Below are 17,212 nucleotides of genomic sequence, written 5' to 3' on the forward strand. Positions count from 1 at the left end.
GCCGCGGGAGCCGGGACGTGCGCGTCGGCTAAAGGAGTGACGGGACCTGCGCCGCCGACACCTCCTTCGCCGCTCTCTGCAACGCGCTGGCGAGCAGCGCCAGATCGGTCGGGCCGTTGCCCAGCTCCCGCACCGGACGGCGGGCCGGCGGGTCGCCCATCCGGTGCCACTCCAGCGCGACGACCGTCGGCCGCAGCGTCGCCGTACGCGGGATACGGCCCGTGACGCGCCCCGCCTGGAACGTCGTGGTCCGCCCGCGCGCCCCGGTCAGCCGGCCCCGGCCGGGCGACGGGGCGTCCGGTCCGGTCTGCGGTGCCTCCAGCACGATCCGCAGCGCCGCCCGCCGCACCGGCTCCGACTCGGCCGTACGGCCCCCGGGATGGGCCGCCGCGACCAGATGCACGCCGAGCCGCTCACCCTCCCGGGCCACCGCCTCCAGCGCCCGCATCACCGAACCGGCGGCGGGCCGGCCCGCCGCGCCCAGCGGGGGCGCGACCAGGGCGTCCAGGTCGTCGACGACCACCACGAGACGGGGAAGCGGCGGAGCGGCCTCCGCCTGCCGGCGGGCGGCGGCGGACGGACGCAGCCGCAGGGTGGAGCTCGGCGGGGCGTCGAGGTCGGCGGCGCCGGCCGAGGTGCCGGCCGGTGTGCCGGTGGGTCCGGCGTGGGAGCCGCCGGTGGGGTGAGCGGTGCCCGCGAGGCCGTGCGCGGTGCGGGCGCCCGGCGCGCCGCGCTGGGCGACCAGGCGGCCGGAGACCTCGCGGTGCCGGTGCCACTCGGCGAAGTCGGAGCGGCCCAGCATCTCGGCCCGCCGCTTCAGCTCCGCGCTCAGCGACTGCGCGAACTCCCGCATCAGCACCGGGTCGTTGGCGGTCAGATGGGTCGTGACGTGCGGGACGTCCCGGCACACGTGCAGACCGTCGCCGCCCGCGCCGCTCACCCGGTCCCGGCCGTCCATCAGCACGATGCCGAGCCGGTCGGGCCGCTCGGCCGCCGCCAGCGAGGCGACCAGGGCGCGCAGCAGCTCGGTGCGGCCGCTGCCGGGCGGCCCCTCGACGACGAGATGCGGGCCCTCGGCGACCAGGTCCACGGTGACCGGACCGCGCGGGCCCGCGCCCAGCACCGCCCACGCCCGTCCGCCGAGCGCCTCGGCGTCGTCGGCCGCGTCCGCCCACCGCGCCATCAGGGACGTCGGTGTGGCCCGGGCCAGACCCAGCTCGTCCAGCAGGCGGGCCGACGACGGCAGCGGAGCGGACACCCGCGCGTGCTTCTCCCCGGCCCCGTCCGGCCGCAGCGGCGCCAGCGCCCGCGCGAACCGCTCCGCCCAGGCGCTGGAGACCGCGTCCACCACCGCGACCGTGCCGTGCCCGACGGGCGCCGGGTCCGGTGCGGGCGCCACCCGCAGCAGGCGCAGCGCGCTCGCCACGTCACCGCTGAGCAGGGCGACGGCACCGCACTGACGGAACGTCGGCGCGGCCGCGCAGGCCGCCTCGTACGTGTCGGTGACCGGGGACGCGGGGGAGGCGGGGGCCGTCTCGGCGAGGCACACGACGTGGATGCCCGCGCGCGGGCCCTCCAGCGCGAGCCGTGCCACCGTCTCCCGCAGCCCGGCCCCGCCCGGATCGCCGTCCACGACGACCACGGTGTACGGACCCGGGAAGGCGGTCGACCGGCCCTGACCGCCGTCGCCCGGGGTGTCGTCGTCGGGGCGGGCCCAGGAGGGGCGCCGCGGGGGAGCCTGGGTGCCCTCCTCGGCGGCCGGTGTCACCGGCACGGCGGGTCCCGGCCCGGCTCCCGGAGCGGACGACGGCTGGTCGGCGAGATGGTCGGCCAGCCGGCGCAGCAGTTCGTCGGTGCGGGCGGCGGCCTGCTCGCGGTCGTAGGCGAGCAGCAGGCGGCAGTCCTGCCCGTGGCCCGGGCGGACGTGGGGCAGCCAGCCGAGCCAGCCCCATTCGGCCGTGCGCTCCTCCAGGGGGCGCGCGCGGTCGACGCTGATCAGCACGATCTCCAGCACGTCCGGGGAGTGCAGCGCGGCGAGCTGGGCGACCACCGCGCGGGCCAGCCCGGACAGCCGCGGGCGCGGCCCGGCCAGCCCCAGCGCACCGGCCTCGCGCAGACCGGCGGTCACGGGGACGGCGGGCAGCAGACCGGAACCGTCGGGCGTGGTGCGGTCGGCCGTGCCCAGCCGGACGGTGAGCGCCTCCGGGTGGCCCGGGCCGCGCTCCCACAGCCGGGGGCCCGGGCCGAGCGCGGTGAGCAGCAGCGCCGCCGGGTCCGGCCACGTCTCCGCGCGGGCGGTGGCCGTGTCGGCCGTGACGGGCGGCACGGGGGCGGGCCGCTCACCGTCCGGCGCGGCGTACGCCACACCGTCGGCCTCGGCCCGCGTCGGCGCCTGCTCCGGCTCGCCGCGTCCGCCGGTCAGCCGGCGGGCCCACGCCGAGAGCCCGCCGCGCCGCCGGGCGCCGCCCTTGCGGCCGCCGCCCTCGGCGTCGTCCTCCTCGGGCTGCGAGTGCGAGTGCGAGTGCGGATGCGAGTGCGCGGGCGCGTGCTCGTGGGCGTCGGCGAGCGCGCCGAACGGGACACCGCCGCCGTGCGTGTCCAGGGCGCGGTGGTGGCCAGCCGGGGCGGGCGCGCCGACACGCGGAGCCGGCGTACCGGAGGCACTCGGGGCGGGCGCGCCGGTGGCACGCGGAGCCGGCGTACCGGGGGCACGTGGAGCCGGCGTACCCGTGGCACCCAGTGCGGGCGTGTCGGAGACCGGGGGGCCCGGGGCCGCCGTACGGGGAGGGGCGCCGGCGGCCGCCGTGCCGCCGTAGCTCTCGGCGCGGGGTGCGCCGCCCTGGCCCGGGACCGTCGCCTGTTCCGCGGGAGCGGACGGACGGGACCCGTGCGGGTGAGCCGCGTCGCCCGCCGCGCGCACGCGCACGTGCCCCTCGCCGTCCGGTGCCGTCGCCACGCGCGTGCCCGGGCCGCCGGGCGGGGCGAGCCGCAGGGCCGACTCGCCGATCCGCAGCAGCGAGCCCGGTGAGAAGCGCACCGCTCGCCCGCTCACGTGCGTGCCGTCCAGCGTGGTGCCGTTGGTGGAGCTCAGGTCGGCGACCGTGACGCCGCCGTCGGCGGACAGGGTCACCGCGCAGTGCAGCCGGGAGACGTCCGGGTCGTCGAGCGGGACGTCGGCGTCGGCGGAGCGTCCCACCCGCACCTCGCCGCCGTGCAGCAGATGGACGCCGCCCGCGTCCGGGCCGGCGACGACCTGCAGCTGGGCCGGGGCGTCGTCCAGTTCGGGATGGGGTTCGGGGTCGGCGGGCGCGCCCAGGGAGAGCACGGCGCCGTCGATGAGCGGGGGCTCGCCCAGGGTGCAGCGCTGCGCGTCGAGCCGGTCCGCACCCGCGTACAGCACGATGGGGCCGTCACCGGCCTGGAGCGCCGCGGCGAGCGCCGACGCCACCGCGGCCAGAGCCGTGCCCGCGGGGGCCGTCACCAGCACGTCGCAGCTCGCGGCGCGGCCGCGCGCCCCCGGGTGCGGGGCCTGCGGATCTACGACGGTCAGCCGGATCTGCATCGGCGTCAGCGGTCCCTTCTGCGCGGGCGGCGCGGACTCCCCCCACCCCACACGAGCACGACGGCCAGTTGCTTTGAGGCATCCTCGCACCTGCCACTGACAACACGCCCACGCGTCCACGACAAGTGATCTTGATTGGTCGGCTCTGCCCGCAAAAGTGCTGGGCCGGGGCGGCAGCGGCGACCGCTTGAGATCGGTCACGCCTGCTTTCGGCAACCCGTGAGACCACCTCGTGCGTCTTTCGTACGCAAGACGTACAGATCTCCGACTCCGCCGGTGCCCGGCACCACGGCACTACAGTGGGTCGGAACGTAGGCAAGGCACACAGCAGGGAGCGCGTGACGTGCGGCCAGTCGGCAGCAAGTACCTGCTCGAGGAGCCGCTCGGACGCGGCGCCACGGGCACCGTCTGGCGAGCGCGCCAGCGGGAGGCCGCGGGCGCCGAGGCGGCCGTGGCGGGCCAGCCCGGCGAGACCGTCGCCATCAAGGTCCTCAAGGAGGAGCTGGCGAACGACGCCGATGTCGTGATGCGGTTCCTGCGGGAGCGGTCCGTCCTGCTCCGGCTGACCCATCCGAACATCGTCCGGGTGCGCGACCTGGTCGTCGAGGGCGATCTGCTGGCGCTGGTCATGGACCTCGTCGAGGGCCCCGACCTGCACCGCTACCTGCGCGAGAACGGCCCCCTCACGCCCGTCGCCGCCGCCCTGCTCACCGCGCAGATCGCCGACGCGCTCGCCGCCAGCCACGCCGACGGCGTCGTCCACCGCGACCTGAAGCCGGCCAACGTCCTGCTCAAGCAGGACGGCGACCGGATGCACCCGATGCTGACCGACTTCGGCATCGCCCGGCTGGCCGACTCGCCCGGCCTCACCCGCACCCACGAGTTCGTCGGCACGCCCGCGTACGTCGCCCCCGAGTCCGCCGAGGGCCGCCCGCAGACCTCCGCGGTCGACATCTACGGTGCCGGCATCCTGCTGTACGAGCTGGTCACCGGGCGCCCGCCGTTCTCCGGCGGCAGCGCGCTGGAGGTCCTCCACCAGCACCTGAGCGCCGAGCCGCGCCGTCCCTCCACCGTCCCGGACCCGCTGTGGACGGTCATCGAGCGCTGTCTGCGCAAGAACCCCGACGACCGGCCCAGCGCCGTCAGCCTCGCCCGCGGGCTGCGGGTCGTCGCCGAGGGCGTCGGCGTGCACGCGAGCTCCGCGCAGATCGCCGCCGCCGAGGGCGTCGGCGCCCTGCTCGCACCCGACCCCGCGCCCGCCGCCGTACCGGGCGCCCCCGGCGCGGCCGACCCCACGCAGGTGCTGCCGCACGGCGCCGGGGGGTACGACCCGAACGCCGCGACCAGCTTCCTGCCGCACACCGGCGCCCCGGCCGGCGCCGCCGACCCGACCGCCGTCCTGCCGAACACCGGCGCGGGCGCCGGAGCGGCCGACCCGACCGCCGTTCTGCCGCCGGTGCCGCAGCACCAGCCCGGACAGCAGGATCAGTACGGCCGGCAGGGGCAGGGGCAGGGGCAGTACGGGCAGCAGGGGCAGCAGGGCCCGGACCAGCCGCATCCCTGGCAGACCCAGCTGCGCGCCGCCCGCGACCGCAACGAGCAGACGCAGATCCAGTACCTCGACCCGAACGACGACCCGCTGCGCCGCCGCCCCCAGCGGCAGGTCGCCCGGCCCCAGCAGCCGGCGCCGCGCCCGCAGCAGCAGCGCGCCCCGCAGGGCGGGCAGCCGCGCTACCAGCAGGGCTACGGCTACCCGCAGGGTCAGCAGCCGCAGCGGTACGCCCCGCCGGCCCCGCCCCAGCAGCCGCAGCGGCCGGTCCGTGAGCCGCGGCCGGCGCGGCAGCGCAGCGCCAACCCGATGAAGATCCCCGGGCTCGGCTGTCTGAAGGGCTGCCTGTTCGTGATCGTCATCCTGTTCGTCGCCGGGTGGATGATCTGGGAGTTCACCCCGCTGCAGGACTGGATCGGGACCGGGCGGAGCTACTGGGGCGAGCTGAAGCACTGGTACGACACCGTGACCGGCTGGATCGGCGATCTGGGCGGTTCGTCCGGCGGTTCGTCGGGGGGCAGCGGCAACTGACCCGTGCGCCCCGCCGGGCGTGAGTGTGGGGATTTGTCGACAGCGGACGGGTGATTTCCGTCTCCGCGGTGAACGCCGGCTCCGCGGACGCGTAGTTTTAGCGACAACACGCGTCTGTAGGAGCAGTCTTGGCACGGAAGATCGGCAGCCGGTACACCGCCCACCAGATCCTCGGCCGGGGCAGCGCCGGAACGGTGTGGCTGGGCGAGGGCCCCGACGGGCCCGTCGCCATCAAGCTGCTGCGTGAGGACCTCGCGTCCGACGAGGAGCTCGTGGGCCGCTTCGTGCAGGAGCGCACGGCGCTGCTCGGCCTGGAGCACCCGAACGTGGTGTCGGTGCGGGACCTCGTCGTCGACGGCAACGACCTCGCGCTGGTCATGGACCTCGTGCGCGGCACGGACCTGCGCACCCGGCTGGAGCGCGAGCGGCGCCTCGCGCCGGCGGCGGCCGTGTCGATCGTGGCGGACGTCGCCGAGGGACTCGCCGCCGCGCACGCGGCCGGGGTCGTCCACCGGGACGTCAAGCCGGAGAACGTCCTGCTCGACATGCAGGGCCCGCTCGGGCCCGGCGGCTCGCACCGGGCCCTGCTGACGGACTTCGGGATCGCGAAGCTGATCGACACCCCGAAGCGGACCCGCGCCACGAAGATCATCGGAACGCCGGACTATCTCGCCCCCGAGATCGTGGAGGGCCTGCCACCGCGGGCGGCGGTGGACATCTACGCGCTCGCGACGGTGCTCTACGAGCTGCTGGCGGGCTTCACGCCGTTCGGCGGCGGGCATCCCGGGGCGGTGCTGCGGCGCCATGTCACCGAGACGGTGGTGCCGCTGCCCGGCATCCCGGAGGAGCTGTGGCAGCTGCTCGTCCAGTGCCTGGCCAAGGCCCCGGCGTCCCGCCTGCGCGCGTCCGAGCTGGCGGTACGGCTGCGGGAGCAGCTGCCGATACTGGAGGGCCTGCCTCCGCTGGACGTCGACGAGCCGGACGCGGAAGCGGAGGACGAGGAGGAGGCCGAGGCCGGCGACGGCACGGAGTCGGCGGGGGACTCCGGGCGGCCCCGGACCCGCCGGGGAGCGGTCCCCCTGGTCCGCGGCGCGGCGCCGGACTCCAACCGGGACACGCATACGTCGATGAGGGTGCCGGGGCCCGACGAGCTGGCCGGCGGAGCCCTCGGCACGGCCCGAGCGCCCCGTGCCGCGGGCGCCCCCCGCCCCGGCTCGGCCCGCAACCGCGCGACGGCCGTGCGGCGGCGCAGGGTCACGCTGGGGGTGGCGGGAGTGCTGGTCGCTGCCGCGGTGGGCGTGGGGGCGTGGGCCGCCACGTCGTCCGGTGAGGACGCGCCCTCCCCGGACACGAAGAACTCGGCCCCGGTCACGCCCTGACACCACTCGCCCAGGGCTCCGCCCGTGAACCCCGACCCTCCTGCGCAAGAGCCACCGCGTCCTGGGCCCCCGCTAGGGGCTCCGCCCTGGACCCCGGGGGCCCGCCCGCCCGACTCGCTTGGGTAAGAGCCACAGCCCTGGGGCTTCGCCCTGGTCCCGCCAGGGGCTCTGCCGCTGCACCCTGGGGGCCTGCCCGACTCGGTTGCGCAAGAGCCACCGTCCGTCCCAGGGGCTCTCCCCCCGGCCCGGCCCGCCAGGGGCTTTGCCCCCCGCCCCCGTCGGCCGCTCCGGCTGGGCTCCGCCCACGGGCCAGGCGGCCAGCCCCGTCAGGGGCGGACGCCCCCGCCTTGGCAGGCGTGGGTCCCGACCCGGGCAGGGTGGGTCCCGGCCCCGGGGCCGGGGTAGATCCCGGCCCCGGGCAGCTGTAGATCCCGGCCCCGGGCAGGGGCGGATGCCCGGACGTCGGCCGGGGTCGGCCCCGCACCCCGGCGTGGTGCGGCATCCGGCCGTCCCGGAGGGCCCCCGTAGCCGACGGCAGTCGTCCGGCGTTGGTCGGGCGGGGGAGCCGTTACGCTGGAGGCGTGGCAGTCGTCGATGTATCCGAAGAGCTGAAGTCCCTCTCCTCGACCATGGAGTCGATCGAGGCCGTCCTGGACCTCGACAGGCTGAGGGCAGACATCGCCGTGCTCGAGGAGCAGGCGGCCGCGCCGTCCCTGTGGGACAACCCGGACGAGGCGCAGAAGATCACCAGCAAGCTTTCGCACCTCCAGGCCGAGGTGCGGAAGGCCGAGGCCCTGCGCACGCGGATCGACGATCTCGCCGTGCTCTTCGAGATGGCCGAGGAGGAGGACGACCCGGACACCCGCGCCGAGGCCGAGTCCGAGCTCGTCTCCGTCAAGAAGGCACTGGACGAGATGGAGGTCCGCACGCTGCTGAGCGGCGAGTACGACTCCCGTGAGGCGCTCGTCAACATCCGCGCCGAGGCCGGTGGCGTCGACGCCGCCGACTTCGCCGAGAAGCTGCAGCGGATGTACCTGCGGTGGGCGGAGCAGAAGGGCTACAAGACCGAGCTCATCGAGACGTCGTACGCCGAAGAGGCCGGCATCAAGTCGACCACCTTCGCGGTGCACGTCCCGTACGCCTACGGCACCCTCTCCGTCGAGCAGGGCACGCACCGCCTCGTGCGCATCTCGCCCTTCGACAACCAGGGCCGCCGCCAGACCTCCTTCGCGGGCGTCGAGGTCCTCCCCGTCGTCGAGCAGTCCGACCACGTCGACATCGACGAGTCCGAGCTGCGCATCGACGTCTACCGGTCCTCCGGCCCCGGCGGCCAGGGCGTCAACACCACCGACTCCGCGGTGCGCATCACGCACCTGCCGACCGGCATCGTCGTCTCCTGTCAGAACGAGCGCTCGCAGATCCAGAACAAGGCGACCGCCATGAACGTCCTCCAGGCCAAGCTGCTGGAGCGGCGCCGTCAGGAGGAGCAGGCCAAGATGGACGCCCTCAAGGGCGACGGCGGCAACTCCTGGGGCAACCAGATGCGCTCGTACGTCCTGCACCCCTACCAGATGGTGAAGGACCTGCGCACCGAGCACGAGGTCGGCAACCCCGAGGCCGTCTTCAACGGCGAGATCGACGGTTTCCTCGAAGCCGGAATTCGCTGGCGCAAGCAGCAGGAGAAGTAAGTTTGTCGACAAACCCAACCGCCCCTCGCGTAGGGGCGGTTGGCGTTTGTCCATGTTTTACAGCACGCTCACACACGCCAACCCCCGGCAAAGATCACCTTATCCGGACATCGTGCCCGGAACGGCCTTGACGTTGCTTTGAAAAATGGGAAGGGTTGGGCGCGGCATGCGTATTTCTGGGGCGCATGTGAACCGGGGGAATTGAGCAAACGTGCGACCTCCTCCGTTGATCACCGTCCCGAGCGCCGCCTCACTGACGATCAGCTACTGGGGGTAGCAACCACATGACCAAGAAGACGCGGATCCGCGTCGCGCGGATAGCCGCCGGCGCCGTGATCGCGGCCGGTGCCTCCCTGACGGCGGCAGGAGCCGCCTCGGCACTCGACTTCAATGTCGGCGTGAGTCTCGACGGCGGGACCACCGAAGGCTCGACCGAGGGGGCGACCGAAGGGACGACCGAAGGAACGACCCAGGGCACCACCGAGGGCGCCACCCTGGGCCTGACCGAGGGCACCTCGCTGGGCACGACTGAGGGAACCACTCAGGGGACCACCGAGGGCACGACCCAGGGGACCACCGAAGGTACGACCCAGGGCACCACTCAGGGGACCACCGAAGGTACGACCCAGGGCACGACCCAGGGCACGTCCACCGGTACCTCGGCGGGCACGTCCACGGGCACCTCCGCCGGCACGTCGGCGGGCACGTCCACCGGTACCTCGGCGGGCACGTCGTCCGGTACCTCGGCGGGCACGTCGTCCGGCACCTCCGCCGGCACGTCGTCCGGCACCTCCGCCGGCACCTCCGCCGGCAACGACGGTGGTAACGGCAACGGCGGTAACGGCAACGGCGGCAATGGTGGCGGCGGTTCCACCACCGGCGGTTCCACCACCGGTGGTGACCACACCGACCCCAACGGTGGCAGCTCCACCCAGGACGAGGGCTCCTCGGCCCTGACCGACACCGGTGAGGCCGGCTCCTCCACCGGCGGGTCCGCCGCCTCCGCCCAGGGCAAGGACGGCCAGCTCGCCGAGACCGGTGCCGGTCAGACCGCGTTCCTGGTCATCGGCGCCGCGACGATGATCGCCGGCGGTATCGGCTTCCGCATCCTGCCGCGCCTCGCCGCGGGCCGCGGCGCTGCTGCCTGACCGTAGCCACACCGGCACCGGCGGTACGCGGCGAACGCCGTACACGCACGACGAAGGGCCCGGAGCATCCCGCTCCGGGCCCTCAGTCGTCGTGGATGCGTTCCGTGACCGTCTGCTACACGGTCTGGTGCGCCAGCAGCGCCACCGCCGCGATCAGCGCGGCCAGCAGGGCGATCAGCGCCACGGGGTTCAGTCCGGCGAAGAAGTTCTCCTGCTGCAGCCGCTCGCGGTTCGCACGGCACACGGGGCACCGGCCTTCGCTCACGGGCGCCGCGCAGTTCGCGCACACCAGCCGGTCGTACGTCATGCGCTCGCCCTCCTTTGAACCGGTTTCTGTCCCCTACAACGCATACGGAAACGCGAACGTTCCCCCTACCACTGTGCCAGGTTCCACCGGAGGCCGCGCGGGCCCCTGAGAAGGGGCCGCTCACGTGGCCGCGCACACCGTCGCGCACGCGTCAGGCCGGCGTGGGCGTCGTCACCGGCGTTGCAATGTTCCGTACAAAAACGTACAAGCCTCGCTCAACCGTTACCGGTGACTGCGCTCCCACACCCGCTTCGCGTATGGTCACGCTCATCTACCCCCGGCGACCCGTGGTGCATCCGTGATCCGATTCGACAACGTCTCCAAGGTCTACCCCAAGCAGACCCGTCCCGCCCTCAGGGATGTCTCCCTCGAGGTCGAGAAGGGCGAGTTCGTGTTCCTCGTGGGGTCCTCCGGCTCCGGTAAGTCCACCTTCCTGCGGCTGATCCTCCGCGAGGAGCGGTGCAGTCACGGACAGGTGCACGTCCTCGGCAAGGACCTCGCGCGCCTCTCCAACTGGAAGGTGCCGCAGATGCGCCGCCAGTTGGGGACCGTCTTCCAGGACTTCCGTCTGCTGCCGAACAAGACGGTCGCCGAGAACGTCGCCTTCGCGCAGGAGGTCATCGGCAAGTCCCGTGGCGAGATCCGCAAGTCCGTGCCGCAGGTGCTGGAGCTGGTCGGTCTCGGCGGCAAGGAGGACCGCATGCCGGGCGAGCTGTCCGGCGGTGAGCAGCAGCGCGTGGCCATCGCACGCGCGTTCGTCAACCGGCCCAAGCTGCTGATCGCGGACGAGCCCACCGGCAACCTCGACCCGCAGACCTCCGTCGGCATCATGAAGCTGCTCGACCGGATCAACCGGACCGGCACGACCGTCGTGATGGCGACGCACGACCAGAACATCGTGGACCAGATGCGCAAGCGCGTCATCGAGCTGGAGAAGGGACGCCTCGTGCGCGACCAGGCCCGCGGCGTCTACGGCTACCAGCACTGACCGACGCGTACGAGACCGCATCCAAGCCACGGAAAGGCATAACCAGCCGCCATGCGCGCCCAGTTCGTCCTGTCGGAGATCGGTGTGGGTCTCCGCCGCAACCTGACGATGACCCTCGCGGTCATCGTCTCCGTCGCCCTCTCGCTCGCCCTGTTCGGCGCGTCGCTCCTGATGAGCGACCAGGTGAGTCAGATGAAGGGCTTCTGGTACGACAAGGTCAACGTCTCGATCTTCCTCTGCAACAAGAGCGACGCCGAGTCCGACCCCAACTGTGCCAAGGGCGCGGTGACCGCGGACCAGAAGAAGCAGATCCTCGACGACCTGAAGAAGATGACGGTCGTCGACAAGGTCGTGTACGAGTCGCAGGACGAGGCGTACAAGCACTACAAGGAGCAGTTCGGCAACTCCCCGCTGGCCAGCTCCCTGACGCCGGACCAGATGCAGGAGTCGTACCGGATCAAGCTGAAGGACCCGGAGAAGTACCAGGTCATCGCGACCGCCTTCAACGGACGTGACGGTGTGCAGTCGGTGCAGGACCAGAAGGGCATCCTGGACAACCTGTTCACGCTGCTCGGCTATCTCAACCTCGGCGCGCGCGGCGTGATGCTGGTGATGCTGTCGGTGGCGCTGCTGCTGATCGTCAACACCGTGCGTGTCTCGGCGTTCAGCCGTCGACGGGAGACCGGGATCATGCGGCTGGTCGGCGCGTCCGGCCTGTACATCCAGGCGCCGTTCATCATGGAGGCGGCGGTCGCCGGGGTGATCGGCGGCACGGTCGCCTGTACGTTCCTCGTCCTCGGCCAGTACTTCGTCATCGACCACGGTGTGGCGCTGTCGCAGAAGCTGCCGCTCATCAACTTCGTGGGCTGGGACGCGGTGTTGACCAAGCTGCCGCTCATCCTCGCCGCGAGCTTCCTGATGCCCGCGCTGGCCGCGTTCTTCGCGCTGCGCAAGTACCTGAAGGTGTGACCAACGCCAAGAGGGCCGCGGGGGCAAGAGCCCCTGCGGCCCTTCGTCGTTGTCCTAGACTCACCGCCATGTCAGGTCGTGACCTGTTCTGTCAGCCCCGCCGCATCGGCCGCGGGGCCACCCTGACATTGGTGTTCGCGAGCGTGCTCGTCGCGGGGGCCGCGACCGGTTCGCTGCCCGGCGCCGAGCGCAGGACCACGGTGGACACGGCCCGCACGGCCGCCGCCGGCGCCCGCCACGAGGCGGTCGCACGGGCCGCCGCCGAGGCGATGGCCGACGGCAAGTCCCCGACGGAGGCCGCCGAACGGGCCGTCAGCCGCAGCGGGGACCGCTGGGGCGCCGTCTACTCGCAGGGCGAGTACGAGGAGTTCCAGGACGCCCTCGACGGCCGCTACACCGGCGTCGGGCTGTGGGCGCGGCGCGAGCGGGGCGGCCGTATCGAGGTGACGAAGGTCAGCGCCGGGTCGCCCGCGGCCGAGGCCGGCATCCGCGCCGGCGACCGGCTGCGCAGCATCGACGGGCACCCGGTGGACGGCCGCCCCGTCACCGACGTCGTCTCCTTACTGCGCGGCGACGCCACCGACGCCGGAGCCGGTACGCCGGTCAGGCTCGGCCTGGAGCGCGGCACGCGCGCGTGGACGCTCACCCTGCGCCGCGCCCGGCTGTCCACGAACTCGGTGACCGTCCACACGCTGCCCGGCGGCATCACCGTCATCAGGATCGCCTCCTTCACCAAGGGGGTCGGTGACAAGGTCCGTGCCGCGGTGCGGCGGGCGCCGGCCGACGCGGGGATCGTGCTCGACCTGCGCGGCAACTCCGGCGGCCTGGTCACCGAGGCCGTGGACACCGCGTCCGTCTTCCTCGACGGCGGTCTGGTCGCCACCTACGACGTGGACGGCGCCCCGCGCGTCCTGCGCGCCGCGCCCGGCGGGGACACCGCGAGGCCCCTGGTCGCGGTCGTCGACGGCGGGACGATGAGCGCGGCCGAACTGCTCACCGGAGCCCTGAAGGACCGCGGCCGCGCGGTGGTCGTCGGCTCGCGCACCTTCGGCAAGGGCTCGGTGCAGATGCCGAGCCGGCTGCCGGACGGCTCCGTGGCCGAGCTGACCGTCGGGCACTACCGCACCCCCTCGGGCCGTGGCGTCGACGGGGCGGGCATCACACCGGACCTGGAGGCCGACGGCGAGGCGCTGAAGCGGGCCCAGACGGTGCTCGGCGGCCTGGGCGACACCACGTAGAGCATCGGGCCCGGGTTAATCCACTTCCCGTGCACCCCCGGTGTGGTGCGAAAATGGGCGGCACTATGGCTAAGGAAAAAGGGCGCAAGCTGATCGCGCAGAACAAGAAGGCGCGGCACGACTACCTCATCATCGACACCTACGAGGCCGGTCTCGTCCTCACCGGCACCGAGGTGAAGTCGCTGCGCCAGGGGCGGGCGTCGCTGGTCGACGGCTTCGTGCAGCTGGACGCGCACGAGGCGTGGCTGCACAACGTGCACGTCCCGGAGTACAGCCAGGGCACCTGGACCAACCACAGCGCCCGCCGCAAGCGCAAGCTGCTGCTGCACCGCGAGGAGATCGACAAGCTGGAGTCGAAGTCCCAGGAGACGGGTCACACGATCGTGCCCCTCGCCCTGTACTTCAAGGACGGCCGGGCGAAGATCGAGATCGCGCTGGCGAAGGGCAAGAAGGAGTACGACAAGCGTCAGACGCTGCGCGAGAAGCAGGACCGCCGCGAGACCGAACGCGCGATCTCGGCGGTACGGCGCAAGCAGCGGGCGTAGGGGCCGCCTCGCCGGTCACGCCGCACCCGCGACGCCTGGCCCCCGGGCCGGGAATACGCTGGCATCCACCGGCGTTGGTCACGTACGATGGCAGGTAGCACCGGACGTCAAGCCCGGTGTGCTCATTGAAAAATCAACATGGGGATGATCGGTTTCGACAGCGGCTGTCGAAGCAGGGGAAGCGTGTCGAGGAAGCGGCCATGATCTCGTAAACCACAGGCCGAAAAAAATAATCGCCAATTCCAAGCGCGATCTCTCCCAGGGCCAGCTGGCCCTCGCTGCCTGATCTCAGGTAGCGAGCAGCGGCTGCCCTACTCATAGGGAGTGTCAGCCCGGGGGTGTTCCCGACCCGGATCCTGGCATCAGCTAGGGAACTAAACCTCTAGGCCCGGTCACGGGGTGTAGAGGGAAATCACACAGTGACTGAGCCCGTCGGAGACTTGTCCGCGTGATCTCCGGGGCTGAGAAAAGCACAGCGGACTGCACACGGAGAAGCCCTGATTCCGCACCGTTGGACGCGGGTTCGATTCCCGCCATCTCCACGAGATCCCTCCGGGGATCACCCCCATGTGGGCGAAGGCCCCGTCGCTTCGAGCGGCGGGGCCTTCGTCATGGGTAGGTGTGCAACGGTACGGAAGGGGTTCAGGACGTGACCGCATACACACTGCGCCCGGTCGGGCATGTCGAGTCCGTGCTCACGGACCGCGCCGCGGCGCCCCGCCAGCCGGACGAGGGCGCGCCCGACGCCTGGCTGGTCCTCGACGAGCGGTACGCCGCCGCGCTCGACGGACTCACCGAGGGCGCCGACGTCGTGCTGCTGACCTGGCTCGACCGCGCCGACCGCGACACGCTCACCGTGCACCCGCGCGGCGACGTCACCCGGCCGCTGTCCGGTGTCTTCGCCACCCGCTCGCCCGACCGCCCCAACCCGATCGGTCTGCACACCGTCCGCATCCTCGCCGTGGACGGCACGCGCATCCATGTGCGCAATCTGGAGGCCATCGACGGCACCCCCGTCCTGGACGTCAAGCCCGTCCTCACCCCGGACCGCTGACGGACACCGGCCGATGCCACCCCGCGGGCCGGTCTGTGACACCCCTGTGACCGGAGCAGTGGCTTCCGCCACAGCCGTCCCGACCGGGACCCTGATGGGGTGACCGGATGCGGACCTCTACCCTCGCCGTCCCAACCGTTCTCGCCGCCGCCCTGCTGCTCGCGGCGTGCGGCACGGGAACGGCGGACGGACCGGCCGGCGCCCCGACCTGCTCCTCGCCCTCACCGGCGGGCGGCGCGGGGGAGGAGAAGGACGGGGTGCGGATCACCGCGCTCCCGGGCTCCGGCCGGGCCGGCGCCTGCGACCGCACCGGCGCCACGGTCGCCTACGAGGTCACCAACCGCACCGGTGCCGAGCTGACGTACACCGTCACGCTCGCCTTTGTGACGGTGGGCGGCGGCGCGCTCGACAACGTGACGCAGACGGTGGAGCGGGTGGCGCCGGGCGCGACCGTCCGGCGGACGGCCGGCCCGGGCTACCGGGCGGACGACGTGACGGGCGCGAAGATCCTCCGGGTGCGCTCCGTCCCCTCCGCCGAGGCGCCCTCGCAGAGCGGCCCGTGTCCGCCCTCCGGGGTGCGGGTGTACGCCGACCGGGGCGACGCCGCGATGGGCCTGCGGGTCGTGGGGCTGCACCTGCAGAACTGCGGCACCGGGACCTACCACGTCGACGGCTACCCGGGGCTCCAGCTCCTCGACGAGGACCATGAACCCGTCGGCACGGTCCGCGTCCTGCACGGCGGCGCCGAGATCGCCTCCGGCACCGGCGCGGACGGCACCCCGCAGCCCCTCGCCCTGAAACCCGGGGAGCGTGCGGTGGCCGTCCTGACGTGGCGCAACACCACCGGCTTCGGCGACGCGGTGAACGCCCCCTACGTCCGGGTGCGGGCCACGGCGGGCGCCCGCCCGGTGACGGTCACCCCGGAACTCGACCTCGGCACGACGGGCAAGCTGGGCGTGGGCCCGTGGAAACGGGAGACGGGCACCCCGGCCGGGGGAGCCGAGGGACGTGCGCCCGGCTCCCGGTGAGCCCTGCTAGCCGCCGATCTCCGCGGGTTTGACGACCAGCCAGCCCCGGTCGGCGTCCACCGGTACGCCGGCCGCCTTCTGCCGGTCCGCCCGTTCGGCTTTCTCCCTCTCCAGCGCGTCGGTGTACTTCTCCTTGCGGTTGACCCACAGGCGCAGCCCCCCGTCCCGCACATCGGTGTCGAAGAGCATGAACCAGTCCGACGGGGAGTCGCCCGCGACGAGCGCGGGCCGCCGGTAGGGGTCGATGTACTCCTTGATGCCCGCGAGTTTGCCGACGTACCAGGTGGCCGGCGTCCACAGGTACGGCGTCACCACCATGCCCGCGTGCTTGCTCGCCGGGTACTGGGCGTCGAGGAAGTGGCCCTGCTCGATCTGCTTGCGGGCGGTGGTGAGGTCACCGGTGGCGGGGTCGCGCAGGAGGGTCGTGACGCCGATGACGTTCTGCGGCTCGACGCCGAGGCCGTAGCGCGGGTCGGAGACCACCATGCGCACCAGCTCCTCGTGCGCGGCCGTCATGACGTACGGCGTGATGCCGTGTTCCCGCAGGGCGTTGAGGAGTTCCCGCTGGCCCGGATAGATGCGGGGCGCGCTGACCGTGTCGTGCACGAGCGCGCCGCCGTCGTAGTACGTCACCGGGATGGGCTTGTCGTAGGCGAAGAGCTCGTCGACGCGGGTCTTCAGGTGGCGCAGGCTGAGGCCCGCGAACACCTGGGCGATCCACGGGTAGCCGACCTTGTCGTCGATCTCGCAGAGCCGGACGTAGTAGGAGTAGAGGCTCTCTCCCTCGCGGAAGGGGATCAGCTTCAGGGACGGGTCGATGGTCTCCGGGGTCAGTTCGCCCTTCATCTCCAGGTAGGGGAGAAGGGCTTCTTCCAGGTCGTGGCGCCAGATCGTGTTGTCCGCGTCGAACACCGCGTACGCACCGCGCCCCGCGGACCCGGTGATGAGCCGCTCCAGCCGACGCGCCTGCGCCGGGGGCCAGTTCGTCAGCCGTGCCCTTTCTCCGCCCCGGTGACCGGGTGCGGGCCCGTCCGATGCCCGCGCCGGTACCGGCACGGCCGCCGCCGCGCTGACCACCGGTACGGCACTGAGCAGACGACGCCGGGTGACGGCCATGCCGGCCCCTCTCTTCCGGTTGGTTTCGTATCGTGCAATACCTCGCCCTATGAGCAACGAAGGGAACTCCCGGCGGACGGTCCCTGTCAAGACGTACGACACAGCCACAC

13 protein-coding genes and 1 other RNA gene are annotated in these 17,212 nt (G+C 73.1%); 11 read left to right on the forward strand and 3 right to left on the reverse strand.

Annotated elements, in window-relative coordinates; genetic code table 11:
- Window positions 1-28 precede the first annotated feature (28 nt).
- Window positions 29-3,562, reverse strand: coding sequence for an FHA domain-containing protein (locus ACZ64A_RS25025; RefSeq protein ID WP_469813276.1), 3,534 nt, complete (start codon window positions 3,560-3,562; stop codon window positions 29-31).
- Window positions 3,563-3,905: 343 nt separating this feature from the next.
- On the opposite strand from ACZ64A_RS25025, the gene ACZ64A_RS25030 reads away from it, so the two are divergent.
- The 4 genes from ACZ64A_RS25030 to ACZ64A_RS25045 all read left to right on the forward strand — a co-directional run bounded on the left by ACZ64A_RS25030 (window position 3,906) and on the right by ACZ64A_RS25045 (window position 9,857).
- Complete coding sequence (locus ACZ64A_RS25030) at window positions 3,906-5,642, forward strand: serine/threonine-protein kinase (RefSeq protein ID WP_469813277.1); 1,737 nt, start codon at window positions 3,906-3,908, stop codon at window positions 5,640-5,642.
- Between the two features lie 128 nt (window positions 5,643-5,770).
- Window positions 5,771-7,021: a serine/threonine-protein kinase gene (locus ACZ64A_RS25035; RefSeq protein ID WP_469813279.1), complete on the forward strand. Its 1,251-nt coding sequence runs from the start codon at window positions 5,771-5,773 to the stop codon at window positions 7,019-7,021.
- A gap of 581 nt (window positions 7,022-7,602) precedes the next feature.
- Window positions 7,603-8,709: a peptide chain release factor 2 gene (prfB, locus tag ACZ64A_RS25040; protein ID WP_469813281.1), complete on the forward strand. Its 1,107-nt coding sequence runs from the start codon at window positions 7,603-7,605 to the stop codon at window positions 8,707-8,709.
- Window positions 8,710-8,993: 284 nt separating this feature from the next.
- Complete coding sequence (locus ACZ64A_RS25045; protein WP_469813283.1) at window positions 8,994-9,857, forward strand: hypothetical protein; 864 nt, start codon at window positions 8,994-8,996, stop codon at window positions 9,855-9,857.
- Between the two features lie 115 nt (window positions 9,858-9,972).
- Here ACZ64A_RS25045 and ACZ64A_RS25050 read toward each other — a convergent pair whose 3' ends face one another.
- On the reverse strand, window positions 9,973-10,164 hold the full coding sequence (locus tag ACZ64A_RS25050) for a hypothetical protein (protein ID WP_469813284.1): 192 nt from the start codon (window positions 10,162-10,164) through the stop codon (window positions 9,973-9,975).
- 298 nt (window positions 10,165-10,462) lie between these two features.
- Between ACZ64A_RS25050 and ftsE the strand changes: the two genes are divergently transcribed.
- From ftsE to ACZ64A_RS25085, 7 genes are all read left to right on the forward strand, one after another.
- Window positions 10,463-11,152 (forward strand): cell division ATP-binding protein FtsE, encoded by a 690-nt coding sequence (gene ftsE / locus ACZ64A_RS25055; protein WP_361622374.1) that lies wholly within the window; start codon window positions 10,463-10,465, stop codon window positions 11,150-11,152.
- 51 nt (window positions 11,153-11,203) lie between these two features.
- Complete coding sequence (gene ftsX, locus ACZ64A_RS25060; RefSeq protein WP_361622377.1) at window positions 11,204-12,121, forward strand: permease-like cell division protein FtsX; 918 nt, start codon at window positions 11,204-11,206, stop codon at window positions 12,119-12,121.
- A 68-nt stretch (window positions 12,122-12,189) separates the two neighbouring features.
- Window positions 12,190-13,359, forward strand: coding sequence for a S41 family peptidase (locus tag ACZ64A_RS25065; RefSeq protein ID WP_469813286.1), 1,170 nt, complete (start codon window positions 12,190-12,192; stop codon window positions 13,357-13,359).
- A 65-nt stretch (window positions 13,360-13,424) separates the two neighbouring features.
- On the forward strand, window positions 13,425-13,904 hold the full coding sequence (gene smpB, locus ACZ64A_RS25070) for an SsrA-binding protein SmpB (protein ID WP_361622383.1): 480 nt from the start codon (window positions 13,425-13,427) through the stop codon (window positions 13,902-13,904).
- Between the two features lie 140 nt (window positions 13,905-14,044).
- Window positions 14,045-14,449: a transfer-messenger RNA gene (gene ssrA, locus ACZ64A_RS25075) on the forward strand.
- 104 nt (window positions 14,450-14,553) lie between these two features.
- Window positions 14,554-14,958 carry a tRNA (N6-threonylcarbamoyladenosine(37)-N6)-methyltransferase TrmO gene (gene tsaA, locus ACZ64A_RS25080; RefSeq protein WP_469813288.1) on the forward strand — a complete coding sequence of 135 codons (405 nt, stop codon included), beginning with the start codon at window positions 14,554-14,556 and terminating at the stop codon, window positions 14,956-14,958.
- 107 nt (window positions 14,959-15,065) lie between these two features.
- Entirely contained in the window at window positions 15,066-15,986 is a 921-nt protein-coding gene (locus ACZ64A_RS25085) for a DUF4232 domain-containing protein (RefSeq protein WP_469813290.1), read from the forward strand.
- Window positions 15,987-15,992: 6 nt separating this feature from the next.
- On the opposite strand, the gene ACZ64A_RS25090 is transcribed toward ACZ64A_RS25085, so the two are convergent.
- Entirely contained in the window at window positions 15,993-17,102 is a 1,110-nt protein-coding gene (locus tag ACZ64A_RS25090) for an HAD family hydrolase (protein WP_469813292.1), read from the reverse strand.
- Window positions 17,103-17,212 lie beyond the last annotated feature (110 nt).

It is taken from the genome of Streptomyces sp. NPDC104814 (genome assembly GCF_055583185.1).